The organism is Enterococcus sp. DIV1304_2, from assembly GCF_050555445.1.
GTDB classification, from domain to species: Bacteria; Bacillota; Bacilli; order Lactobacillales; family Enterococcaceae; genus Enterococcus_B; species Enterococcus_B pernyi.
In genome coordinates, this window is sequence record NZ_CP187853.1 from 28,077 (window position 1) to 51,289 (window position 23,213).

27 protein-coding genes are annotated in these 23,213 nt (G+C 35.1%); 25 read left to right on the plus strand and 2 right to left on the minus strand.

Translation table 11 applies throughout. The features are described from left to right. Positions 1-14: 14 nt before the first annotated feature. The 17 genes from IGJ14_RS14640 to IGJ14_RS14720 all read left to right on the plus strand — a co-directional run bounded on the left by IGJ14_RS14640 (position 15) and on the right by IGJ14_RS14720 (position 15,031). Complete coding sequence (locus IGJ14_RS14640; protein WP_430608604.1) at positions 15-1,688, plus strand: hypothetical protein; 1,674 nt, start codon at positions 15-17, stop codon at positions 1,686-1,688. Next, the gene (locus tag IGJ14_RS14645; RefSeq protein WP_326273781.1) at positions 1,672-1,953 is read left to right on the plus strand and encodes a hypothetical protein; all 282 of its coding nucleotides are present in this window, start codon (positions 1,672-1,674) and stop codon (positions 1,951-1,953) included. The genes IGJ14_RS14640 and IGJ14_RS14645 overlap by 17 nt, the downstream gene beginning before the upstream one ends. A gap of 236 nt (positions 1,954-2,189) precedes the next feature. Then, positions 2,190-2,576 carry a plasmid mobilization protein gene (locus IGJ14_RS14650; RefSeq protein ID WP_430608564.1) on the plus strand — a complete coding sequence of 129 codons (387 nt, stop codon included), beginning with the start codon at positions 2,190-2,192 and terminating at the stop codon, positions 2,574-2,576. 1 nt (position 2,577) lies between these two features. After that, on the plus strand, positions 2,578-4,080 hold the full coding sequence (locus IGJ14_RS14655; protein ID WP_430608565.1) for a relaxase/mobilization nuclease domain-containing protein: 1,503 nt from the start codon (positions 2,578-2,580) through the stop codon (positions 4,078-4,080). A 65-nt stretch (positions 4,081-4,145) separates the two neighbouring features. Continuing rightward, positions 4,146-4,334, plus strand: a complete 189-nt coding sequence (locus IGJ14_RS14660) for a type II toxin-antitoxin system HicA family toxin (protein WP_023520664.1) — start codon at positions 4,146-4,148, stop codon at positions 4,332-4,334. 34 nt (positions 4,335-4,368) lie between these two features. Further along, complete coding sequence (locus IGJ14_RS14665; RefSeq protein WP_430608566.1) at positions 4,369-4,755, plus strand: type II toxin-antitoxin system HicB family antitoxin; 387 nt, start codon at positions 4,369-4,371, stop codon at positions 4,753-4,755. Positions 4,756-4,774: 19 nt separating this feature from the next. Further along, positions 4,775-5,557 carry a Fic family protein gene (locus IGJ14_RS14670; RefSeq protein ID WP_023520666.1) on the plus strand — a complete coding sequence of 261 codons (783 nt, stop codon included), beginning with the start codon at positions 4,775-4,777 and terminating at the stop codon, positions 5,555-5,557. Between the two features lie 101 nt (positions 5,558-5,658). Next, the gene (locus IGJ14_RS14675; protein WP_430608567.1) at positions 5,659-6,135 is read left to right on the plus strand and encodes a transcriptional regulator; all 477 of its coding nucleotides are present in this window, start codon (positions 5,659-5,661) and stop codon (positions 6,133-6,135) included. Between the two features lie 100 nt (positions 6,136-6,235). Continuing rightward, positions 6,236-7,585 carry a DNA cytosine methyltransferase gene (locus tag IGJ14_RS14680; protein WP_430608568.1) on the plus strand — a complete coding sequence of 450 codons (1,350 nt, stop codon included), beginning with the start codon at positions 6,236-6,238 and terminating at the stop codon, positions 7,583-7,585. A gap of 102 nt (positions 7,586-7,687) precedes the next feature. After that, positions 7,688-8,440 (plus strand): DNA-methyltransferase, encoded by a 753-nt coding sequence (locus IGJ14_RS14685; RefSeq protein WP_430608569.1) that lies wholly within the window; start codon positions 7,688-7,690, stop codon positions 8,438-8,440. A gap of 105 nt (positions 8,441-8,545) precedes the next feature. Continuing rightward, positions 8,546-8,989, plus strand: coding sequence for a hypothetical protein (locus IGJ14_RS14690; protein WP_429966393.1), 444 nt, complete (start codon positions 8,546-8,548; stop codon positions 8,987-8,989). A 151-nt stretch (positions 8,990-9,140) separates the two neighbouring features. Further along, a complete protein-coding gene (locus IGJ14_RS14695) occupies positions 9,141-9,353 on the plus strand; it encodes a hypothetical protein (RefSeq protein WP_194180127.1) in 213 nt (70 codons plus the stop codon). Between the two features lie 121 nt (positions 9,354-9,474). Further along, entirely contained in the window at positions 9,475-10,200 is a 726-nt protein-coding gene (locus IGJ14_RS14700; protein WP_430608570.1) for a DNA/RNA non-specific endonuclease, read from the plus strand. A 69-nt stretch (positions 10,201-10,269) separates the two neighbouring features. Next, entirely contained in the window at positions 10,270-10,932 is a 663-nt protein-coding gene (locus IGJ14_RS14705) for a DUF2786 domain-containing protein (protein WP_326273774.1), read from the plus strand. Between the two features lie 371 nt (positions 10,933-11,303). Next, on the plus strand, positions 11,304-12,458 hold the full coding sequence (locus tag IGJ14_RS14710; protein ID WP_326273773.1) for an AbiH family protein: 1,155 nt from the start codon (positions 11,304-11,306) through the stop codon (positions 12,456-12,458). A 363-nt stretch (positions 12,459-12,821) separates the two neighbouring features. Further along, positions 12,822-13,340 carry a CPBP family intramembrane glutamic endopeptidase gene (locus tag IGJ14_RS14715; RefSeq protein ID WP_430608571.1) on the plus strand — a complete coding sequence of 173 codons (519 nt, stop codon included), beginning with the start codon at positions 12,822-12,824 and terminating at the stop codon, positions 13,338-13,340. 710 nt (positions 13,341-14,050) lie between these two features. Then, the gene (locus tag IGJ14_RS14720; RefSeq protein WP_326273769.1) at positions 14,051-15,031 is read left to right on the plus strand and encodes an Abi family protein; all 981 of its coding nucleotides are present in this window, start codon (positions 14,051-14,053) and stop codon (positions 15,029-15,031) included. A gap of 173 nt (positions 15,032-15,204) precedes the next feature. Here IGJ14_RS14720 and IGJ14_RS14725 read toward each other — a convergent pair whose 3' ends face one another. Together IGJ14_RS14725 and IGJ14_RS14730 are read right to left on the minus strand one after the other, a co-directional pair. After that, on the minus strand, positions 15,205-15,819 hold the full coding sequence (locus IGJ14_RS14725; protein ID WP_430608572.1) for a recombinase family protein: 615 nt from the start codon (positions 15,817-15,819) through the stop codon (positions 15,205-15,207). A gap of 128 nt (positions 15,820-15,947) precedes the next feature. Further along, positions 15,948-16,529, minus strand: a complete 582-nt coding sequence (locus IGJ14_RS14730) for a recombinase family protein (protein ID WP_430608573.1) — start codon at positions 16,527-16,529, stop codon at positions 15,948-15,950. A 240-nt stretch (positions 16,530-16,769) separates the two neighbouring features. Between IGJ14_RS14730 and mazE the strand changes: the two genes are divergently transcribed. From mazE to IGJ14_RS14770, 8 genes are all read left to right on the plus strand, one after another. Beyond that, positions 16,770-17,000, plus strand: coding sequence for a type II toxin-antitoxin system PemI/MazE family antitoxin (mazE, locus tag IGJ14_RS14735; RefSeq protein WP_195514590.1), 231 nt, complete (start codon positions 16,770-16,772; stop codon positions 16,998-17,000). Then, entirely contained in the window at positions 17,000-17,341 is a 342-nt protein-coding gene (locus tag IGJ14_RS14740) for a type II toxin-antitoxin system PemK/MazF family toxin (protein ID WP_430608575.1), read from the plus strand. The genes mazE and IGJ14_RS14740 overlap by 1 nt, the downstream gene beginning before the upstream one ends. Positions 17,342-17,592: 251 nt before the next feature. Further along, positions 17,593-17,823, plus strand: a complete 231-nt coding sequence (locus tag IGJ14_RS14745; RefSeq protein WP_430608576.1) for a hypothetical protein — start codon at positions 17,593-17,595, stop codon at positions 17,821-17,823. A gap of 61 nt (positions 17,824-17,884) precedes the next feature. Further along, complete coding sequence (locus tag IGJ14_RS14750; RefSeq protein WP_430608577.1) at positions 17,885-19,138, plus strand: efflux RND transporter periplasmic adaptor subunit; 1,254 nt, start codon at positions 17,885-17,887, stop codon at positions 19,136-19,138. Next, positions 19,125-19,808, plus strand: coding sequence for an ABC transporter ATP-binding protein (locus tag IGJ14_RS14755; protein WP_137072014.1), 684 nt, complete (start codon positions 19,125-19,127; stop codon positions 19,806-19,808). Before IGJ14_RS14750 ends, IGJ14_RS14755 begins: the two co-directional genes overlap by 14 nt. Before the next feature lie 6 nt (positions 19,809-19,814). After that, on the plus strand, positions 19,815-21,047 hold the full coding sequence (locus IGJ14_RS14760; RefSeq protein ID WP_430608578.1) for an ABC transporter permease: 1,233 nt from the start codon (positions 19,815-19,817) through the stop codon (positions 21,045-21,047). Between the two features lie 12 nt (positions 21,048-21,059). Continuing rightward, the gene (locus tag IGJ14_RS14765; protein WP_430608579.1) at positions 21,060-21,716 is read left to right on the plus strand and encodes a response regulator transcription factor; all 657 of its coding nucleotides are present in this window, start codon (positions 21,060-21,062) and stop codon (positions 21,714-21,716) included. Then, a complete protein-coding gene (locus IGJ14_RS14770) occupies positions 21,713-23,077 on the plus strand; it encodes a sensor histidine kinase (RefSeq protein WP_430608580.1) in 1,365 nt (454 codons plus the stop codon). The genes IGJ14_RS14765 and IGJ14_RS14770 overlap by 4 nt, the downstream gene beginning before the upstream one ends. Positions 23,078-23,213 lie beyond the last annotated feature (136 nt).

The window sequence follows — 23,213 nt, forward strand, 5'->3', positions numbered from 1 at the left end:
AGGAGGAAAAAAGAATGCCAACATTGTTTCCTGACAATTATGAGAAAGCGAATATAGCAAAAAGAAAAAAGTTGGCCAGAAATTTAAAACTCAAGAATGAATTGTCAGCTTTAGACATTGCGTTGCATGCTCATGACACTTTCAATTATCTAATCAGAAACGGGGTAGAACAACCCAATAGTGTATTTGTGTCATTGTTTCAATATGCAGCAGAGGCGTTAGGTGTGCCATATGAAATAATCGATGAGGCGTTTTTTACACAAACGCCTCTTTCAGAAGAAGAGTTATTTGATGTTTCTTATTTATTCAACCCCAATTCACAAATTATTGCCAAACAAGATTTACCAATTGTTCCAATAACTATCGATTTTTATTCGATGTGCCTTGCCCTGTTTGAAGAACTTCCCGCTTCATTTTGGAAGGAATACGTAAAGGCAGAGGCAATACTGCCTGAAACAAAATTGGATGCTTATGATCTTGAAAAGCTCTTGCAAGCTTTTGTCCAACAAGTATGGTTGAAGACAAAAGAAAGCATAGGAAAACCTGAAGGGAATGAAATTGAAAAAGCACGTCAAATGTTTTTGGCATATTTTTATCGAAATGATCAAAAGTTTTATCGAAAAGAAACGCAGGATATGTTGCTTGGTTTGTTAGAAAATAAAATAGCGGAACAAGTAGAAGAAGCTTTTGTTATTGATGATCACTTTCAAAAATTGTTAGATGAAGGAGATTCAAATAGCATCTGTTCCTATGTTATGGATCACTTAACTGACTGGACAGATGAAAAAAATTATCTACGCTTTTTAAGAAGTATACCTAAGACAAAAAACTTATCGTTAATGAATCAGTTGTTGCTTCTTTATCAACGTGCAGAAGCAGTTGAATCAAAAGAAGTCCATGATTGGATTCGAGAAAATAGGACATTGAAGAATAATGCGGAACCTGTCTTTCTATTTGGAGGAAACCAACAAAAAGTGAATAGTGAAACTGGGGAGATCCTGAAAGAAAAACAAACGCAGCTTACACAAATCACTCATGCCCCAATCGTTCCATATTTTGAAAAAACGGAAACGCAAGGAAAAGAAGAAACTAAAAAAATAGAAACGAGTCCGAAAGAAGTTTTCGCTATCTTAGAAAAGATTGCGAATCGTACAATTGTTTTTGAAGAAAGAGAAGAATCAGTTCTTGAAGAGCATACCATTCGAATAAAAGCGAATCAGGGAGAAGAACAAACACTTGGTGATTTGATTGTTTGCCTTTTAGAAAAAGAGAAACAATCGTCAGAAGAGATTATTCGATTTGAAAATGAAAGTATCGCTTCTATTGTGATGACTGTTTTTTGTTTTAATCCTTTGCCGCTTAATTTGAGTTTGTTAAGTCAGTTACGATCGATGAATAACGGAAAAGTGAAATTACAACAATTGTTTACTAACTTGATTGTTCGAAGCGATACCTTTTTACAAAAGATTGCTGCGCATATGTATGAAAAGGAAACAGAGCAAGTTCGACCAACATTGGAAGAAGAAATCAAACGTGCGCGAGAACTCCAAAGTCGAGCAATGGACAATGTCGCAACAGACAAGGTGAATAAAAAAGAAGAACGATCTGAGGAAGAGTATAATTTAGCGGATACTTTAGAAAAATTAAAAGGCAATTCAGAAAGTAGCGAAGATGATAAAACTGATTAAAAAGCGACCTTTATGTCTGTATTATCTTTGGAAAGTTTGTCAGCGATTTGAACGAGACGAATCTCAAGAACTTATTCTTCCACCATTAAAAGCAGTGATTGGTCAGTTGCAATCAGAAAGACGAAACTTAGAAAAAGTGGAGAAAGAATCAATCGCTATTCACATTTCTAGTCTGGCTTTGTTAGAGGAAATACTAAAAAATGAATCTGAACAATCATTTAGAAAGCTCATTTCGGATCTCGAAGAATTCGGAAAAGGTCATTGATGTAATGAAAGAAAATGGGGTTTGGGGCATGCCCCAAGTTTAAAAACAAAAAAGAGGAAACTCGAAAATCTACGATTTTCGGGACTTCCTTCTTTTTTATTTTTTCGTGAGGTACATGTACCTCGCTATGCTTGCCACTGTCGAAACTCCGCCCAGGAGGGGCGGAAGATTTTGGTTCGGGAGTGGGCAAGGCACAGCCTTGCTGGCTGATTTTCATGTTAGGAAGCGGGAGAAATATGAGAAAAAAGGAACTGTTTAGAAGCGAATTTGTTCAAGTTTATTTGACGAAGGAAGAAAAGAAGCGGATAAAAGAGAATATGGAGACATCTGGCTTGAAGACGATGACCAATTATGTCCGCATAATGGCGCTTAATGGACTAGTGGTCAAAATAGACTTTACTACTCTGAGAGAATCATTGGCTGAAACAGGGAAATATGTTTCTGAGTTGAATATGATTGGCAATAATATCAACCAGATTGCTCATAAATTAAATCAGACAGATCTTGTAGAAAAAGAAGATATCCAATATCTCGTTTCAGAGTTCGCGAAAATGCAAAACAACTATGTACGTTCACAAGACATTTTGCTACAAGAAATTCAGAAGCTAACGAGGAGCGAGTGAAGTGCCAACGACTAAAACGCTCACGATTAAGCAAGAAAGATATCTAAAAGAGGCGATAAGATACATTCTAGATCCAGAAAAAACAAAAAACCAAACTTTAACGAGTGGTCATAAAGTTAACGCCGTGAACAATGCTTTTTTTGAAATGAACTTAACAAGAACATTGGCTCAAAGAGTCCGTGGAAAAATGAATAAAAAAAAGACTGAGGAAGTAATTGCAAGACATATTGTTCAATCGTTCGATCCTGAAGACAATCTCACACCTGAAGAAGTTCATGAAATTGGAAGACAGACAGCGCTCAACTTCTTAGGTGAAGATTATGAATTTGTCATTGCGACTCATGTAGATAAAGAACATTTGCATAACCATATTATTTTTAATACAACCTCAAGTGTCGATTTAACGAAGTTTCGCTGGCAACGAGGAACAGCGGCTCATTTAAGAAATTACTCCGATAAAGTAGCGGACTATCACGGAGCAATGATCCTCGATACGCCTAAAAGAAACTCACATAAAAAGTATCAAGAATATCGAAGAAAGAATGCGTATCGAGTGGAATTAAAAGAACGTTTAAATTTTTTGCTTACCCATAGTACAAGCTGGGATGATTTTTTAGTTAAGGCAAGGCTTCTAAATATTGATGTTGACCCTAATCATAATTCAGAAGAATATGGGAAAGTGATCAACTACAAATTATTAGATCTGCCACAAAAACGTCCAGCTCGTGATTATACGATAAATAAAAAACAACGAATCTATAATGAAGAAAATATTATCGAGCGGGTAAGTAAAAATAAACCGGAAGCGGTTTTCAATGCAATGGATATTGCAAAAAAATATGTCGAACAAAAAGCAGAAAAAGAATCTTTACCCGATCTAACCTTTGTCATTGAACCCTGGCAAATACAAAGAGACACCATGACAGGGATTTATGTTGAGATTGCCTATGGTCGGTATGAAACAGGTGTGGTCAAAGTTCCTGATTACATGTTAGAGAAATTGGAAGACGGACGCTACGAGGCGCATTTTAATTATAAAGATATTTTTTATTTTTGGAGTGATGAAAAAGGACAAAAAAATAAATTTGTTAAGGGAGCGTCTTTAGCAAATTATCTTTCTGGAGAAAGCGGACTGTTTCCAAAACGAAAAAATTCTGCTATTCAAAATGTCCGAGAAATGGTCACAGCTTTAAATATTTTGTCAACCCGTCAAGTAAGCAGCGATCAACTACCACATGTATTAGGGAAAGACTTTTATGATAATTATGAAATTGTGCAAGAGGCAAAAGCAACTTTGGACGACAAGTTATTTCGAGCGAACGAAAAACTAAAGTACGATCCCTCCAATCTTGAACAAATAGAAAAAGTAAAATCCTTACATGGAGAGAAAAAAGAACTTGAAAAACAAGTAAAATTGCTTGAGAAACAATTAAAAACTTACGATGCTGCATTGAGTATTTTGACAGAAAAGACAGTATCCGATTCGGTTGATCTTGATAAATAGACACGAAAAAACTTTACTGTACGCCCTGTACGTGCTATGATATTATTGTCAGGAGGTAGCTTGAAATGCCCATGACAATTAGAGAAGCAGAGAAATTACTCAAAGATGCTGGCTTTGTTGAAGTGAAGGGTGGAAAGGGGTCACACAGGAAATTTATAAAGAAAAATTTTCCTAGACCAGTTATTCTTACCAGTCATTCAAAAGAGTTATCTAGAAGAGTAGAGGATTCTGTTCGAAAAGCAGTGGGCAAATAAGCCCACTGTGTCTATAAGAAAGAGAGGGATAGAAATGAAAAAAGTTTATCCAGCTATATTTGAAAAAGATCCTGTTGGATACGGAATTTATTTTCCTGATGTTGAAGGAGCGGTCACGCAATCGGAAGATATCGCCCAAGGATTAGAACTTGCGGCAGATGCGTTAGGTATTATGCTTGGAGACCTAGTCGAAAAAAACATGCCTTTGCCAACACCTACGGCTATCAATGCCCTTTCTGTAAACCCTGAAACAGAATTTGCGACATTGATTTCTGTCGACTTAAATGATTATTTAAAAGATGTCCGACTTGATAAAAAAACAATTAAAATTCCACATTGGTTGAACGTGCGTGCGACGAATGAAGGAATTAATTTTTCTAAAACGATGACTGAAGCATTAGCTCAAAAATTAAATGTCTGATAATGGAGGTGGGCAACCTATGGATACGACGGCACTCGCAAAATTCATTCAATCGTTGGGTAGTTTGAATAATTACGGCAGCTCTGTTTATCAAACGAAAAAAGCGTTAGATTTAAAATCTACGAAACCACTCCGTCAAAATAGAGATGATATAGCTATTTTTGTGGATAGTTTAAAAGGGATCAATGCGATAAAAGAAAAAGGTTTTTCTGTAGATGGTATTATCGAAGTGAACAAGCAATTTGATTCACCGTCTGAAGAACAGCCCAAATTACCTGGTCATTTGCGAAATTCATATTACAATGAAGATGATCGGATAGCTATTGTTCTTGATCAAGCTAGTCAAGAACACTATTTCCCTAAAGAGATTATTTCTAGGAACGATTTACAAGAAATCGTGGATCAGTTTGAACAATCTGAACGAACAGAAAAAGATGCCTGGTGGGTTTTCGCTAGACTGGCTAAATTACAGGCTTTTCAAGATGGCAACAAGCGCACAGCGTTAATTTCAGCCAATGCTGCATACGGCACATTGGACAGTGAAAACTATTTGATGGTTCCTTTTCATGATATAAAACGTTTAGAGTTTACTTTTAATCTGATGTCATTCTATCGAGCAAAGGATCATTTAGAAGAAGAACAAGCATTTGAGGGATTGTATCGTACATTACCTTCGAAAAAAGAACGTGAGTTGTATTTGCGTCAACCGATTGAAGAGCGCAATGTGGGCCAAGATCTTTCTACTTTTCGAGTAAAATCTGAACTTCGATCAACGGAAAAAGACAATGAACCAGAGTTGTGAAGGAAAAATCATGGTACAACTGATAATAAAAATAATGATGACATAAAAGCATTGCCTACTCATTTTTGAGAGGTAATGCTTTTTGTATTATGGAGGGACGAATGGAACTTTTTGATGTGGCCAAATATCAATTGCCCAGAGATGTGGATATAGAATGGGAAACCACCAAAGAAAAATTCAGTATATTTCTATCAGAGTATAAAAATTTACGAGAAAAAGTTGGGATTCCAGCTACTCCGAGGATTCAAGAAACATATTCGATGATACACAGAGAAAATGTTTCACCAGAAGTAATTAATGATCCATTGTATAAAGAGTTTGAGTATTTGCACAGACTATTTATAAAAGGGTATCTCTCAATCAATCACCCTTATAAGCCTGAAATTACTGATCGAAGAAGGAAAATATTTTTACTTAGATATTTTTATGGCTTGTCAATATCATTAGTCAGCGAGCGAGTTCATTATCAGAAGAATATTATTTTGATTGACTCAAAAAAATCGCTCATTCAGTTTACGTCTGCAATCCAATTACTGGATCAAAAAAAGAGTAGTCTTAAAGCAGAAACCAAAATCTAACCATTTCTGAGACTTTTGAATGCCCTTCTTTCACCCGCACTTTTATTATTCTTATCTTACAAGCTTGAATAAAGAACACAGCTGTGGGAAAGAATATTGAATGAAACAATCGAAACAACTAACTTTTATTGATTTATTTGCGGGTGTAGGCGGTTTTCGGATGGGAATGGAAAAAGCGGGACATAGATGTGTCGGCTTTTGTGAAATTGATAAATATGCTAGACAGAGTTACAAAGCAATCTTTAATACTGAAAATGAGGTGGAAATGCATGATATTACAAGGATCTCAGACGACACTATTCGAGGATTCGGACGTGTGGACATTATCACAGGAGGATTTCCTTGCCAGGCTTTCAGTTCTGCAGGAAAAAGACGAGGTTTCGCAGATACTAGAGGAACTCTCTTTTTTGAGATTGCACGCTTCGCACATATTTTGCGACCTAGCATTTTATTCCTTGAAAACGTCAAAGGATTGCTCAACCACAATGGCGGAGCTACGTTTGAAACAATCCTCAGAACACTGGATGAGCTGGGGTATGACGTGGCATGGCAAGTGCTTAACAGCAAGGATTTTGTCCCGCAAAACCGAGAACGTGTCTTTATTGTCGGACATTTTAGAGAGTCAGGTGCCAGAAAGTTTTTACCTCTCACAGGAGAAGAAAAATCAGTTGATCAAGAATCAGCAAAAATCAATATAGCTGGGACGACAAATAAACGAAATAACTTAAATACAAATTTGCGAGAACGAACCTATTATACTAACGGATTAATGGGAACTTTAACGGCTACTGATTATAAAATGCCAAAACAAATTGTAGTCGGAAATGTAAATCCTTGTGGGTATGGTATGAATGGTCAGGTTAGTAGTACAGAAGGAATCGCTCCAACTCTTACGACAAACAAAGGAGAAGGAAATAAGGTAGCGATTCCTATAATATCGCCAGATAAAGATGAAGTTCGACAGAATGGACGAAGAATAAAAAATAATGGAGAAGAAATGTTCACACTTACCGCACAAGATCGCCACGGAATCATAGTAGAAGGAAAGATTGATGGACGTTATCGATCAGCGGTCAGTGTCTATTCTCCTGAAGGGATTTGTCCAACGTTAAATACCATGCAAGGAGGTGGTCAGCAGCCGAAAATTGTTGTGAATGAAATACGAAAAAATTTGGATGAGGAGCAAAATAATTTAGCACAGAGAGATTTTCAGGTTCGTAAATTAACACCTTTAGAGTGCTGGAGGCTTCAATCGTTTCCAGATTGGGCATTTCTAGCAGCCAAATTCGGCAGCAAACAAGTTGCACAAAGAATTTTGGTTGAACGTATGGATCATTATAACTCTCCCTTTGAGCAGAAGGTTTCTGACAGCCAACTATATAAACAAGCAGGAAATAGTGTGACAATAGATGTAATCTACTTTATTGCGAAGCATTTCCATCTTTCATAGGCGTTTAAGCAGACTCAACAGGGAATAGCTACCTTGTATAGTAAATGTATCAAGACTTGACTAAACCATTGGATTCAGGCCTGAATCATAGAGGAGAAAAATATGATTCAAAAAGATACGATTTACTTTGAAGATTGCTTAGAAGGAATGAAAAAAATTCCGGATGGATCGATCGATATGATCATTTGCGACTTGCCATATGGAACTACTGCTTGTTCCTGGGATACTATTTTGCCCTGGGAAGAATTGTGGTCACAATACTTGCGTGTAGTCAAAGAGAATAGTGCGATCGTTTTGTTTGGAGCGGAACCATTTTCTACACAGTTACGTATGAGTAACTTTAAACAATATAAATATGATTGGTACTGGGTTAAAAATACCGTAACTGGCTTTGCCTTTGCCAAAAAACAGCCAATGCGTTCAATTGAGACGATCTCTGTTTTTTCAAAAGGGTCACCTATTTATTATCCTCAAGGGTTGGAGAGGATGAAACAACCACTTATAAAGAAGAAAAATGAGACTGAAGGGATTTATAATACGAGTTCTCTTTCAGGCAAAGAATATTACCAAGAGTATACAGGATATCCGAATAATATTTTGAGATTTGACAAAGAGTCAATGAACACGTTCCACCCTACGCAAAAACCGGTACGTTTACTTGAATATCTGATACAAACTTACACACAAAAAGGAGATCTTGTATTAGATAATTGTATGGGGAGTGGGACAACTGCGATTGCTTGTATCAATACTGAGCGACACTATATTGGTTTTGAAACTAACTTGGATTACTATACTAAGTCTATAGAAAGAATTCAGAATAATGTCACGCAGATGGATCTTTTCAACTACTGATACCTCCTGAAAAAGAGAATAAACCAATTGATAAAGACGGTTTACCGTGCTATAATATTTATAGACGGTAAACCGTCTATAAATTGTTTTGGGAGGTTACGTTAATTGTTAGAGGAAGCAAAAAGTAGACTAGTAGAAGAAGCAAAGAAACGTTTGGATATATTATCGATCGAGGACTATGTTAAAGCAGGATTCGGAAAAGGAGAGATCTATTGTTCTAAGAGAACTGCAATAATGGTTAATGGTAAGAAGTTTGTACTACCAGTTATCTATAGCGTGACAGATCAACAAAAGAAAATAATTGATAAATACGAGAAAAAATATGGGTTTGTTGTGTTTCATATAATAGAAACAAGTACTAAGCATGGATTGCTATTGACTTTACTTCAGGTCAGTCCACATGAGTTTGAGTGGGAAAATGATAGAGAAGAATTACAGGAACAAAAAATAATGCTGTGTTTCACTGTAAACGTCGATTATGAGGAATATTCTGAGTTTAGCTGGTGTTGCTTCAACGAGGTAGGAGGTGGCTTATTATTACAAGGATAACTATGGCAGTAAAAAAATGCTTACCCTGCGGACACAGAATAAGCACAAAGTAACAAAACCATAGACCGGATTTGCTACTACTCAAAATATATCATAAAAGCGAGTAGTAGCAAATATTAATAGGCTACACTCCAACTCTGGAGGAATATGTATGTATGCGAACAAAGAAAAAATCCAATGGTTACTGACGAAAAGTGGGAAATCAATAGCTGAAATAAGTAAAAGATCCGGTGTTGCAAAGATGACAATCTCGGATCTTAAACATGGAAAGTCGTCGATTGATAGAATGCGCTTTGATAATGCTTATTTGCTTACTAAACTAGCAGAGAAGCTGATAGCTGAAGAGAGTGAGGAAAAGAGTTAGAGACCTGTCACTCTTGATTTATAAATGAAAAAGAATTGATCGGCTACTAAAAGAGCATGGAAATATTCATTTTTAGGAGAATGGAGAAATCCATAATTATATGAAATAAAAGAGGATTGATATGAAACGTAAATCAAAATTCATACTCGCAGCATTGTTCAGTTTGTTTGGGTTTACTGCTTCTTTAGTGGACTTATCTGAATTCGATGTTCAGTTGCCTGGCTTTTTCGGTGATTGGGCCTATCAGGAAGAAATCTCAGCTGAAGAGGTTAAGAATCTACCCGATTTTGATGGGCAGAATGTTGTTATTCAAGTAAACGGCAATAACCCAAGTTTTACAGCTGAAGATATGTCAATGGATACTGGGACCTGGCAAACATTTTCGGATCTCGATTCACTAAATCGTGTCGGTGTCGCAGATGCACTGTTACACCGATCAATTATGCCAACAGAGGATCGGGGAGATATCTCAAACGTTTATCCAACAGGCTGGAATCAGAAAAAACTAGAAAGTGGTGTGTGGCTCTATAATAGAAGCCATTTAATTGGATTTCAGATGACCGGTGAGAATGATAACTGGAAAAACTTGTTTACTGGCACACAACAGCTGAACCAGATCCACATGGTCCAATTTGAAAATGAAGTGGCCAACTATTTGAGAAAAACCAATAACCACGTCCGTTATCGGGTCACTCCGATATTCAGAGAGCGAGAATTATTGCCCAGAGCGATTCAAATGGAAGCACGAAGCGTTGAAACCAACGATATTCAATTCAATGTGTTAATCCACAACGTGCAAGATGGTTTATCTATTGATTACAGTACGGGCAAAGCGAGTATAAATTAAGTTGAGAAGGTATTTAATATTTCTGTTTTCGCGATATTAAAATAGAAAATATATAAAAGGTGAAATTATATGGATGAAAAAGCAAAACAAAAAATTGTTAAGTTACTAGCTTTAGCAAATGATGCAAACGATGAGGAATCGATGTCAGCACTAGCCAAAGCACAAGAGTTGATGCTTCAGCATAATATAGATGAAGAAGATGTCTTTAGCTATAAGCAAGAACAAAAAACGGAAACAGTGATTAATACGATCATATATGAGGGACGTCCTCAAAAATGGCTCTATCGACTTGCTTTGATCATTGCTAAGAACTTTCGAGTTCGTTATTACTATGTATCAGGACCGCCAATTGAACTCCATTTCGTTGGAATCGAATCAGATGTTCAAATCGCTCAGATTACATTTGAATATGCTCGTGGGAGTGCCAGCTATTGTGCTAGACAATTTTTGCAATTACCGGAGGTACGTCGGAAATACAAGCGGAAATGGCAGCTGAAGCAAGATTATCTTGAAGGCTATTTACGTGGGTTGAATGAAACTTTCAAGAAGCAGGTGCTAACAAACGGCTATGAACTTGCCTTACAAGTACCGGAAGTTGTAGAAACCGTAGTTGAAAAGATTGGGCTTGGCCCTGGAAAAGACACGTCTCATAATGTAAAAAATAGAGAAGCATTTTATTCAGGATATGCAGATGGGGTTCGCTTTACTGAGAAAGAGAGGTTAACTGTTTGAAGATATTCTGATAAAGTATCAAAGTAAATGACATAGAAAATATGATTGAGAGGGGGAAAAATAATAATTGGAATGTATGAGGTCAGAAACTTAAAAAAGTTTTTGACCTATTTTTAAATGCTCATTGCTTAATTCTTTCAGTAACTAATCTAATAGAGTTCAGTAAGACGTAAATTTAGAGTCCAATAGACTATGTACTATTTGGCTTTTTTATTTGTTATGCTAAAATTGGAAGTAATAAGCGATCAGTTAAGTTATAAAAATGAATAAATTGTCAGTCTGGGTAGTATTATTAATAATTTTATTTATTAAAAAGTCAGAATTGTGTTTAAAATTATATCAATAGAATCGTTCAGAGGAGGCGAAAATATTTGACAAGATTATTTATTATTGGTAACGGATTTGATATGGCGCATGACTTACCAACTAGTTACAAAGACAACCTGAAACCAATTTTAAAAGAAAAAAACATTGAATTATTTGATTTGATAAATAAACTATATTTTGTTTTTGATAAAAACGAACAAGACTATTGGTCGGAATTTGAGAAGTATCTAGGAAAGATATCTGAAGACGAAAGAAAGTTGTTAATACAATTTTTTAAAGATCAGATCGAATTTTACTTTCAAGAATTGCCAAGTATAGACGAGTATTCTTTTCCAAGTGATGATGATAAATTTGGCGATATTTTTACAGCAAGGCAATATGCTATAACCGAAGTGAAAGAACTATCACCTTCTTTCGATAATTTTTTATTAAATAATATTAATAAAATTAAAGATTTTATTTCTGTTGGTTTTAATATAATGATTGATCAAGCAAATGAATATTTGAACTCAGGAGAACCACAAAAAAAAGAGAGTATAGATTTTAATTCTGATGATTTATTTATCAATTTTAATTACACGAACACCTTGGAATCGTTATACGGAATTGATTCAAAAAATATTCTTTATATTCATGGTAATAGAAATAAACAATTAATTTGGGGGAATGAACAGAATGTAATAGATGACTTAAATGATGTTATTAAACAAGATATTTCCAAAATTAATATCAATAATCCAGATGACCCTTTTAAGCATAATATTCCAGATCATATAAGATCACAGGCAAATAATGGTAAACTCCGTCACAGTGAAGCTGCCGAGGCGATGGCATATTATGAAGAAGTTTTAGAAGATGAAAGCTACATGACCTATCATGAGAACTCAACTTTTAGTGCTGAAGACTTAAAAAGGGTAGGAACCAGTATCTCTAATTTAAGCTGTTCAATGGTCAAAAAGCCACAATTAAATCATTTATGTAAGTGGATTGAAAATCACGCTATTAGTGAATCACATCTTAAAGAAATAACTGTTTATGGACATTCAATAGGAAAAGTTGATAAGATATATTTTGAAAAAATTGATTCTTTACTACAACCCTATTTGTGGGAAATATCTTACCACGAAAAATCTGATGTTGTTCTAGAAAACTTATGCCAATTGAGTTTTAAAAATAAAATAGAAACCTTCATATTCTAGATTTAAAGAGAAAATTAATTATCACTTTGTGAAAGGATTATAATATTTCCTATGATTAGTAAACTTAAAAAAATTGTCTTCATAAAAAATTTTATAGAATTTATGGATGAGTTTTCTGAACTGATTTTGTTTCATTCTGTAATGTATGGCTTGGTTATTTCCTTAATAGCGATGTCTGAAACGACTGTAACCATTAATCCTTATTTGTATTCCTTTTTCTTTATACTTACCATTAACTACCTACTTAAGTACTTGCTCAGCTGCAAAGAGATCAAGTACTTGGAAAGGAATAATAGAGTGCCGCTCTTCGTTTTTGTTCTAGGAGGTTATTTAGTCATTATTGGACTGTGGTCGATAATCAATATGTTAATGCAGTCATTTTATGGACATAATGATATATTAAACCAGAAAATGGTAGATCTAAGGTATCTAGATAACAAAGCTTTGCAGATTCCACTGACTGTTCATTCAATCGTTTTTGCGCCTATTGTAGAGGAAATTATTTATAGAGGGTTGCTACTGAATGCTATAATGTTTTTCGGATTGAAGTATAATTTTCAGAAAAAATACTTATTACTAGCGTTTTTGTCATTGACGTCTGTTTTATTCGGAATGGCCCACTTATCTGATAATTTTTTAACATTCGTCGGCTTTGCTTTATCAGGATTGATTTTAGCTGTCCTTTATTTATTGTCTGGACGTATCATTGTTCCTATGACCGTCCACTTTATAAATAACTTAGTAAGTTCATTCGGAATGGATGATCGAATGAAGCTAGGAATTGTAATGATATCTCTGCTATTAATAATAGGATTAATCGAATATTTATCTCCAAAAGTAAAGAATTTTTTTTGGGTACGCTACAAAAATGCTAATTCATAGAAATTTAGACCTTTCTATATTAATTGAAGTATTGAATAGCCAGGAGAAAGGAATGGATAATTCGGGAATCTCCGTCACCTGATTATTCAATTATAAACTACAAACTGATCATTAAATAAATAGCAACTCTCTTATTTAGATCCTCAACAATGCTTTTATGTACTAAGCTTTGTTGGGGATCTTTTGCGACTGCAATATATGTCTTAGGTCGTTCATTAAAAACATCATTGATCTTAACGATATTAATACCTTGCACCTGGAGTCGTATAAATTATGTAAGTTCCTGCACAGTAACCACGACTAAGACCAGAATGATTAATTTATCCCTGAGAGGATTTCTGGTTGCTTCAACCATGATTGGTAAACTAGTAATGAAGCTTTTATATCATTGGCCGACCCCTCAATTAAATTAAAAAAATTATTACGGCTAATTTTAGACTGCAATTTGATAGAGGAATATATTGTTGAGCCAAATAACTTATCCGATAGTTTATGGCAGCTTATTTAAACTTGGAAACTTGATGGTACAGAGGAGAATGGTATTACCGATTTTTATATAAACTGAAACTGACTAAAAAATTAAATCTTTGGGGAGAATCGATATTTTTAAAGTAGAACAACTGATTGAGGAATTCAAAAATAGATTTAATCGAGTGAATGAAAAGTAAGTATGATACAATATCTTTAAATTATAAAAACGGAGAATTTTAATGGTAACTAAAGGTAAAAATATTAATGGTTTGATGCGGCATATTAGAAATTGTCATGAAGTCGAAATTAAAGGTTCTACTCAAAAAAAAAGCTTACTAAATATGGGCTACTATCATGGGTATAAAAGATTTAAGTTTATAAAAAGTAAAGAGAACCAACAACCGCTGAAATATTTTTCAGAAATACAAGAAATGCACAAATTTGATTTTGAATTAAAAAAGCTATTTTATCCAATGTTAATTGAAGTAGAAACTGGAATAAAAAATAGAGTTATAGATTGCTTAGTGACCGATAATAATCCCGATATTGAATATATATATATGAAAAAACTCATTGATTACAAAGACAATGATAAAGAATCATCAAAAAAAGAAAAATTGAAAATGCGACTAAAACTTAGAGAAGTTATAGATCAAGTAATCGGGTATAACTATGGTAAGAATGCTGCACTTACTCATTATCTTCATAAAAGTGAACCTATTCCTGTGTGGGTTTATTTTGAGGTTATTTCGTTTGGACAGTTTGGACATTTCATTAGTCGATTGAGTAAAGATTGGCGATTCAAAATTTGTCGCGCAAACGGTATAAATGATACCCCAATAAGTGTAGATGGGAGATTATTGGAGCATATGGTTTTGACTTTAACAGATCTGAGAAACGCCACCATGCATAATTCGCCAGTTTTTGATGCAAATTTTAATAAAGATGGTGTACCAAAACAATTGAAAACATTTATTAAATCAGAGTTTCAATTAACCGACAAAATTAATTTCGATAAAATTATAGATTATTTGATTTTATTGATTTATATTTTAAAAGCACAAGGACATTCTAAGCGAGAATTAAAAGGATATGTAAGAGAATTCGTGAGAATTAAAGAACAACTGAATAAAAGCGTACCCTTAAAAACGTATGGAGAATTACTAGGTGTAAACTCCAATAAAATTGTTTCTCAAATATACAAATTCATTTCGAAATAGAGTTATTTGAAATGTACACTGTATTATGATATTATTAAGTTAATCGAATTGGGGCGTATTACTACGGTTTGCGCTTGGAGGGCTGGATGCTTCCAGTCCTCTTTTGTTTGTTTTTAATATGATATCAACTAATTAAAATTTTTACGCGTATTATGATTGTCAGACACAAAAAATTAGGTGAGGTTCGAATCGCGTTCCTTTTTGATTCGATAAATTGTTTGTCTTGTAACATTGTAATCCTTTGCGATTTTTGAAATAGCAATTCCATTTTTTAGATCCTCAACAATGCTTTTATATACTAAGCGACGTTGGGGATCTTTTGTGTCCGCAGTGTAGAGCTTTGGACGACCTTTGTAGACGCCGTTTGCTTTAGCAATCTTAATGCCTTGTGCTTGGCGACGTTTGGATTCCGTACGCTCTTGCTCAGCAATCATAGCCAAGATTTGAATGATTAAGTCTTTGATAAATTTATCCAAGAGAGGATTTCCGATTGCTTCAGCCATGATTGGTAAACTAGTGATGATTAGTTGCACATTTTTCTTTTTGAGATAATTGACTGAGTCAATGATTTCGTCATAATTTCTGCCTAATCGATCGATGGCTTCGACAATAAAAATATCTTGTTCACGGACAAAATCTAAAGCTTCCTGGAAAATCGGTCGATGAGTGATCGTTGCTCCAGATTGTTTCTCGATGAAAATTTTTTCTGCACCGAACTTTTTCATTTCTGCAATTTGTCGTTGTTCATTTTGATCAATCGATGATACTCGAATATAAGCAACTTTCAATTTTTTACCTACTTTCTCAAACTATTTAAAATACACCCTAATCATACATTAGAAATCGAGATTTTTCAATGATACGCTAGTGTCTATTTAGAGTACACTGCCTCGAAAAATAAGGAAACGCCCAAGGATTACTTAGGTGTTTCCTTATTTTTTTCTTCTATTTTATTGAGGTAACGATAAATAGTTGTTCGAGAAACATTCCACCGTTCAGCAATCGTCTTAATAGGTGTACCGTTATCTACTAGAGTCTTCAGTAATTCCAAATCCTGAGAGGTTAACTTCTCAGGACGACCACCAAACCTTCCTCTTGCACGTGCAGCATCTCTTCCAGCAGCGGATCTTTCTAGGATTAAGTTTCGTTCAAACTCAGCAAAAGCCGCAAACAAATGAAACATAAGTTGTCCAGTAGAGCTAGATTTGTCCATTGTAATATTTTCTTGAAGACTATGAAAACTCACACCACGTTCATTCAAACGATTGACGATCGAAATCAGATCTTCCATATTTCTTCCCAGCCGATCCAAACGCCAAACTACGAGAGTATCTCCAGAACGAACAAAATCGATGGCCATTTCCAATCCTGGTCGATTACTTTTTGCTCCACTCATATGATCGGTAAAAATTTTCTCACAACCAAATTTATTTAAACTATCTTCTTGCAAATCTAAATTTTGTAATCCGGTTGACACCCGGGCGTATCCTATTTTCAAAAAAAATCACTCCCAACTAAAGTCTATTGTAACATAACTTTATCCATATAGATTAATTGAACATAGATTAATTTATGGGTTTATGAACACTAAAAATATAAAAAAACTTAAATTTAAGCTAATAAAACAAAGTGTCCAGAAACGGACGATTTTATGTACACTGAATGCTTAAATAAATATTTCAAAACCATTGCGTTACTCAGTGTTGTATATTATCATGAAATAAAAGGAGTGATATCTATGCTTATTACAAAATCTAGATTACAAGGAAGTTCTGTAGTAATTACTCTTCCGTCGGATAATGGTAAAAAACCTTCAGATAACCAAGAATATATTGTTGTATATTCTGATGATGGAACAATTACGTTAGTTCCTAAAATCGATGATCCATTTAGTGGAGGAGAAGAATCTGAGTATTATGAAAAAGATGAATGGGAAGATTTAACTCCTGAAGGGAGAGAAATTTTATAGTGTCAGAAGATAAAAATTACATTCCTAAAAAAGGAGATATTGTTTGGATTGATTTTGATCCTTCAACAGGAAACGAAATTCAAAAGAGACGTCCAGGGTTAGTTGTTTCTCGATATGAGTTTAATCGGAAGACAATGTTTGCGGTAATCTGTCCAATTACTTCTACTATAAAGAACCTACCGACGCGCTATTCTCTGCCTGAAGATTTAGAGACAAATGGACAAGTACTTATTTCTCAATTAAAATCACTTGATTTCAAGAAAAGAAAACTCAAAAAGGTAGAAAATTTACCTTTACAAGATATGGCTAAAATTGATCAGATTATCCAGTATATATTTTAAGCATTGTAAATTTAATCACGATGCTTAAGGCTGTAGATAACCTCCTAAATTGGGTATTTTTTTTTGTAGTCTGAACAATCCAACGATCACTTGGGTTGTTTTTTTGTATGTGAAATTTAAGCGCTATCTTTTTGTTCAAAAAAATTACACAAAAAACAGATTAGCTTTAGAAAGAGAATAGGTCTGTCATGTATGATAGTAAATATAACAAGAGAAACATAACTAAAACAAATAGAAGAGGATGGTTTTTTATGATGAAAAAAGGAACAAAGTATAAAGGTTATCTGGTATTAGTATGTTCTATTGGTCTTTTAGCAGCATGCAGCTCAGAGACCAAAGATTCAAGTGAATCAGAGATGCCAAAAGTAAAAAGTGAACGAAAAGTAACCGTGGATGGGAAAGAAGGAACAGAAAAAGTTTTGGATAATGGAATGATTGTTCAAGAGTTTGATGAAGAAGTGTCGGAAAAAGAAGCGGAATGAGCTTTGGATAGAATATCATAAGCGCTTTTTTAATAACTGATCTGAATGAAGGAGTAGGTACATGAAGCAAAAAAAAAGAAAAAAATTCGATCGAAAATGGTATTTTCCAGTAGCAGTCATCACCGTTTTACTAGTGGTTGGTGCAATCAGTATAGTTGCTTCTAGTGGGAAAACAAAAGAAGGAAATTCAGAAACAAATATTGAAGCCCGGTCTGTCAAATCCCTCATTGATGAGGTGAAAGCGGCGAATTTGATTTTAGCAGGAAAAGTTATGCCAAATAATAGCAACAAAATCAAAATTGATCCAGAACGAGGAACAGTGAAAGATATTCTGGTAAATGAAGGAGATGTCGTAGAAAAAGGGCAACCTTTGTTTACATACCAAACGGATCAACAGAGAAAAGTTGTGGAAGCTGAAATGGAGATAGAAGTCAAAGTGAGAGCAGTAGAACAAGCACGAGTGACTGCAAATCAAAAATGGACAGCACATAACCAAAAAGTAGCAGAACTTGGAAAAGCAAGACAGGATTATGCGAAGGAAAAATCTGAAGAGTTACAAAGTACGATCAAATCATTAGAAGGAGAAATCCCCGGTCTAAATGCAGATGCTATTGCTGGCGACAATGAAGTGAAGAATGCCGAAACAGAGTTAAGAAGGGCACAGTTACTTCATCAAAACGAAAAAGAACGACTGAATGAAGACACAGTGACAGCTGATCACTCAGGAAGAATCAAATCATTGAATCGTGACTTAGTCAATCAATCAAAAGAACGTCAAAAAGAAGAAAACTTTATGGAGATCCTTGATGATTCGAACTTGTACGTGGATGGTCAAGTCACCGAATTTGATCGTGAAAAAGTCGCTGTCGATCAGCGAGTAGAGATCATGGATCGTAAAGACCAAGAGAACACTTGGCAAGGAACCATTGTGCAGGTGGCAAATTTAACAAGTGATGCAAAACAAGACGATCAAAAAGAAGAGAACCCTAATTTATCTAAGTTTCCTTACAAAGTTAAGATTGATCCAAAAGAAGAAATGCCACTGATTGGTTCCAATGTGTATGTCAATGTTTTACCTCAAGGTTTTGTGCCAGGAAAAGTGATCATCAATCAAAGATACCTCATGGAAAAAGATGAAAAATATTATGTATGGAAAGTCGAAAATAATCGGATCAAAGAGCATGAAGTCAAGGTAAATCCGATGGATAATGAACTCGCAGAAATAGTCGAAGGATTGACTGTTGAAGATCAACTTGCTTTGCCTCAAACAGGAATGGTCGAGGGAATGGAGGTTGGTGCAAGTGTTGACGCTTAACAACATTCAGAAGTCATATTGGCAAGGCGGGAAAGAACTAAAAGTCCTTAAAGATATCTCTTTGCAAATCAATGAAGGAGAACTGGTCGCAATCATGGGGCCATCGGGGTCAGGAAAGTCGACGTTGATGAATATCATTGGTTGTCTGGATACAGCTACATCAGGGGATTACATCGTTGAAGGAACGAATGTCAAAACGTTAGCGGACAATTCATTAGCCGATTTTCGTAACGCAAAAATCGGCTTTGTTTTCCAGAATTTCAATCTCATGCCAAAATTAACTGTTTCGCAAAATGTGGAAATGCCATTAACGTATAAAAAAGTCAATAAAAAAGAGCGGCGTAAGCGTGCCTTGGATATGTTGCAACTCGTAGGGTTAGAGGATCGAAGTGACTTCAAACCAATGGAATTATCAGGAGGACAAAAGCAACGTGTCGCAATTGCGAGAGCTTTAGTGACTAACCCTAGTTTTGTTTTAGGGGATGAGCCGACAGGGGCACTTGATACAAAAACCAGTAGCCAAATCATGGACCTTTTTAAGGAATTCCACCAAGCAGGAAAAACAATTATTCTAATTACCCATGAGCCAGAAATTGCAGCGTTATGTCAGCGCACGATCACTTTACGAGATGGTCAAATAATCAGTGATGAACAAAATAAAGTGAGGTGATCAAGAATGGAAGAAATCAGATTTGCCTTACAATCGATTTTTGCTCATAAGATGCGTTCAGTGTTGACTATGTTAGGTGTCATTATTGGGATTGCTGCCATTATTTCGATTTTCAGCATCATCGGTGGAAATACCGAAAAAATGAAACGAGAAATGATTGGTGGTAACAATAATACGATGAACATCCAATACGATAAAAAAAGTTCATTCCAAAGTGGAAACCTATTTGGGGGAGGCCTATCAGAAAAGGAAGAAAAAAAACCGTTATACCTTCCGTTTTTACGTGAAGATGTATTAAATAAAATTAATGAGATACCAGAGGTCTTAGCAAGTGGCTTGTCATATCAAAAAGATGGGAAAATCTATAGGAAAGCAAAAGGGGCTGACGCCAAAGTTTCTGCTGTCACTTCTTCTGTTGAGGATTTGGAGCAATTAAACTTCATCAAAGGGGAAGGTTTTGCTTCTCAAGCCTTCAAGGAGCAACAACAAGCCATTTTTCTGGAAGATTCCTTGTATGACGAATTATTTCCCAATGAAGAAGGGATCGGACAGTTTGTCGAAGTGAATGGGGTGCCATTTAAAGTTCAAGGTGTATTTAAGCTAGATCCAAATAGTAGTAATCTATTTAGCTCTGAAAAAAGAGCTTATGTTCCTTTGCAGCAAGCACATAAACTATCTGATGAGTTAGATATTGTGCCACTTGTCACGATCCAAACAAATAATACCGATCAATTACAAGGCGCTGCAGAAAAAGCAGCAGAGATCCTCAATCAACAGATCCCACCATCCGATTATGAATATGGGGTAATGAATCTTGGCGAATTTGCTAGAGAATTGGAACGGATGAACCAATCGAGTTTTATTCTTTTAGCAGGTATAGCAAGTATCTCGTTATTAGTGGGGGGAATCGGTGTGATGAATATCATGTTGGTCTCTGTCACGGAAAGAACGAAAGAAATCGGGATAAAGAAAGCACTCGGTGCAAGAAGAAAAGTAATTTTAAAACAATTTTTAGTAGAAGCAGTCGTCTTGACTTTGATTGGTGGGATACTGGGGATACTTATAGGCTTACTAAGTGGCTATATCATCACCCAGTCGCTTGATTTTCCTTATATCGTGTCCACACTATCTATTATCGTTAGCTTAGTTTTTTGTTCCCTAATGGGTGTGATATTTGGCTTATTACCAGCGATGAAAGCATCCAAATTAAACCCTATTGAGGCACTACGCTTTGAATAAGGAGAGAGTGATATGGAAAGAATTTTAGTGGTTGAAGATGAATATATGATCAATCAAATCGTGACGGAATTTTTAAAAGAACGCAAGTATGAAGTTTATTCAGTAAGAAGTGGCGAACAGGCATTGGAAGCTTTTGCGGAGCTAAGTTTTGATTTGATCCTATTGGACATTATGTTGCCTGGAATAAGGGGGACGGATGTTTTAAAGAAAATTCGGGAAACGTCGGATGTACCGATCATCATGCTGACTGCCTTGGATGATGAATATACGCAGTTGCTCAGTTTTTCCCATTTGATCAGTGACTATGTCGTCAAACCTTTTTCTCCACTTATTTTGATCAAACGGATCGAAAATGTATTTCGGATGAATCAAGGAAATCCCCACATCACTATCGGGGAGTACGCCATTGATCTCGATGGTGGTCTTGTAAAATACCAAGAGGAAGAAATCCATTTAACAAGAAAAGAGTATGATATTTTAGTGATTCTAATAAGAAACAAAGGGAAAATCATCACGCGAGAACAATTAGTACATCAAGCTTGGTCGTATGAATATCAGTTGGAAAGTCGAATATTAGATAATCATTTAAAAAATATCCGAAAGAAAATGCCACTTTTATCAATAAAAACGATCAAAAATAGAGGTTACCAGCTTGAGGACACCCCATGAGTATCATGTTGAAAAACTTTCTTTTTTCTGGGATCATCATTTTTCTAGTTTCGATTCTTTCGTTGATTGTCTTATATTTTACGATGCCTATCTACTATGAACGAATGAAGCTGAACGAAATAAATAAGGAATTCAATCAAGTGGCAAAGAGTATAGAAAACAAAGATTTAGCTACCATGCAAAAGGTGGTTGATCAATACTGGCTTGAAAGTGGAAGAGAACAAAATCTTGATGTCATATTGCTTAATAACAATGGTCTAGTCATGGGTCCCTTCTTTGATGAGAATCTTGATTATTTAGAAATAAGCATTTTTTCTGATGAAATGAGCCTTTTTCAAGAAATTACTGACAAAGAAGGTCACACTTATTATTTATTAGGTAATTATTCGATGCAACCAGTCGCAGAAGCAAGTCAAGTGTTACTTCATTTATATCCATTTATCATCATCGTCTCACTAATCATTGGGGGGATCGGCGCTTACTATTATAGTATTTATTCGACAAAAAAAATCAAAGAGATATCCAAAGTAACAGAAAAAATGATCGAATTAGATGCGGATATTCGTTGTGATGTCAAAGGTACGGATGAAATCTCACTTTTAGCGCAAGATATCAACCATCTCTATGTTTCTTTGATCCAAACAATTGACGTGTTAGAGCTTGAAGTAGCTAAAACGAAAGAATTGGAACAAGCAAAGTCAGAGTTTATGCAAATCGCTTCTCATGAATTGAAAACACCTGTTGCTTCATTGATGGGGTTGATTGATGGCATGATCTATAATGTTGGAAAATTTAAAGACAGAGAGCGATATTTAGAAGTTTGTAAAAATATTTTGCAAGAACAAACAGAAATGATCAATAATATCCTCTTTGCCTCAAGAAACAATTTGCCTTCAGATAATGTGGTCTATGAAGAAGTCTCAATCAAAGAAATGATCGAACATAAATTAACTTCTTTCCGAATATTGGCTGAAGCAGAACAGAAAAAACTAGTCGTCAATCTAAAAGGAGAGAAAATCATCGGTAATAAAAATGATATTGATAAAATTTTAGATAATCTACTAAGTAATGCCTTCAAATATACGAAGCATGAGGGAGAAATCAGTCTGTTTTTTGATGGTAAACAATTAGTGATTGAAAATGAAGTGAATCAGATACTTACGGAGGAGGAATTAAGTAAGATTTTCCAACCTTTTTATCGACCGGATTTTAGCAGAAGTCGAGATACTGGAGGTTCTGGTTTAGGATTGTTTATCGTACAACAACTTTTTGAAAAATATGGCTGGGAGTATTCATTCAAGTCAACTGCTAATTCCAGGATGTGCTTTTCTGTCATTTTTAGTGGAAGACGCCTAAATTGATCGATGGTATCGTTAAAGGCTAAATGGTCAATTATCATAAAATTAATTTGATATTTTTGTGGTGGTAGCGAAGCTGATAGCCAAATTGCACAACTGCTATTTGCCAGGGACTTTGCTTTTTTATTTTTACACACAC

Bases quoted from the DNA above. Each gene is read 5' to 3' on its own strand.
- IGJ14_RS14745 (WP_430608576.1), top strand. From the start codon at position 17,593: ATGATGAAAAAAGGAACAAAGTATAAAGGTTATCTGGTATTAGTATGT.
- IGJ14_RS14670 (WP_023520666.1), top strand. From the start codon at position 4,775: ATGGATACGACGGCACTCGCAAAATTCATTCAATCGTTGGGTAGTTTG.
- IGJ14_RS14640 (WP_430608604.1), top strand. From the start codon at position 15: ATGCCAACATTGTTTCCTGACAATTATGAGAAAGCGAATATAGCAAAA.
- IGJ14_RS14660 (WP_023520664.1), top strand. From the start codon at position 4,146: ATGCCCATGACAATTAGAGAAGCAGAGAAATTACTCAAAGATGCTGGC.
- IGJ14_RS14665 (WP_430608566.1), top strand. From the start codon at position 4,369: ATGAAAAAAGTTTATCCAGCTATATTTGAAAAAGATCCTGTTGGATAC.
- IGJ14_RS14675 (WP_430608567.1), top strand. From the start codon at position 5,659: ATGGAACTTTTTGATGTGGCCAAATATCAATTGCCCAGAGATGTGGAT.
- IGJ14_RS14685 (WP_430608569.1), top strand. From the start codon at position 7,688: ATGATTCAAAAAGATACGATTTACTTTGAAGATTGCTTAGAAGGAATG.
- IGJ14_RS14700 (WP_430608570.1), top strand. From the start codon at position 9,475: ATGAAACGTAAATCAAAATTCATACTCGCAGCATTGTTCAGTTTGTTT.
- IGJ14_RS14705 (WP_326273774.1), top strand. From the start codon at position 10,270: ATGGATGAAAAAGCAAAACAAAAAATTGTTAAGTTACTAGCTTTAGCA.
- IGJ14_RS14720 (WP_326273769.1), top strand. From the start codon at position 14,051: ATGGTAACTAAAGGTAAAAATATTAATGGTTTGATGCGGCATATTAGA.
- IGJ14_RS14645 (WP_326273781.1), top strand. From the start codon at position 1,672: ATGATAAAACTGATTAAAAAGCGACCTTTATGTCTGTATTATCTTTGG.
- IGJ14_RS14715 (WP_430608571.1), top strand. From the start codon at position 12,822: ATGTTAATGCAGTCATTTTATGGACATAATGATATATTAAACCAGAAA.
- IGJ14_RS14760 (WP_430608578.1), top strand. From the start codon at position 19,815: ATGGAAGAAATCAGATTTGCCTTACAATCGATTTTTGCTCATAAGATG.
- IGJ14_RS14765 (WP_430608579.1), top strand. From the start codon at position 21,060: ATGGAAAGAATTTTAGTGGTTGAAGATGAATATATGATCAATCAAATC.
- mazE (WP_195514590.1), top strand. From the start codon at position 16,770: ATGCTTATTACAAAATCTAGATTACAAGGAAGTTCTGTAGTAATTACT.
- IGJ14_RS14750 (WP_430608577.1), top strand. From the start codon at position 17,885: ATGAAGCAAAAAAAAAGAAAAAAATTCGATCGAAAATGGTATTTTCCA.
- IGJ14_RS14650 (WP_430608564.1), top strand. From the start codon at position 2,190: ATGAGAAAAAAGGAACTGTTTAGAAGCGAATTTGTTCAAGTTTATTTG.
- IGJ14_RS14770 (WP_430608580.1), top strand. From the start codon at position 21,713: ATGAGTATCATGTTGAAAAACTTTCTTTTTTCTGGGATCATCATTTTT.
- IGJ14_RS14680 (WP_430608568.1), top strand. From the start codon at position 6,236: ATGAAACAATCGAAACAACTAACTTTTATTGATTTATTTGCGGGTGTA.
- IGJ14_RS14695 (WP_194180127.1), top strand. From the start codon at position 9,141: ATGTATGCGAACAAAGAAAAAATCCAATGGTTACTGACGAAAAGTGGG.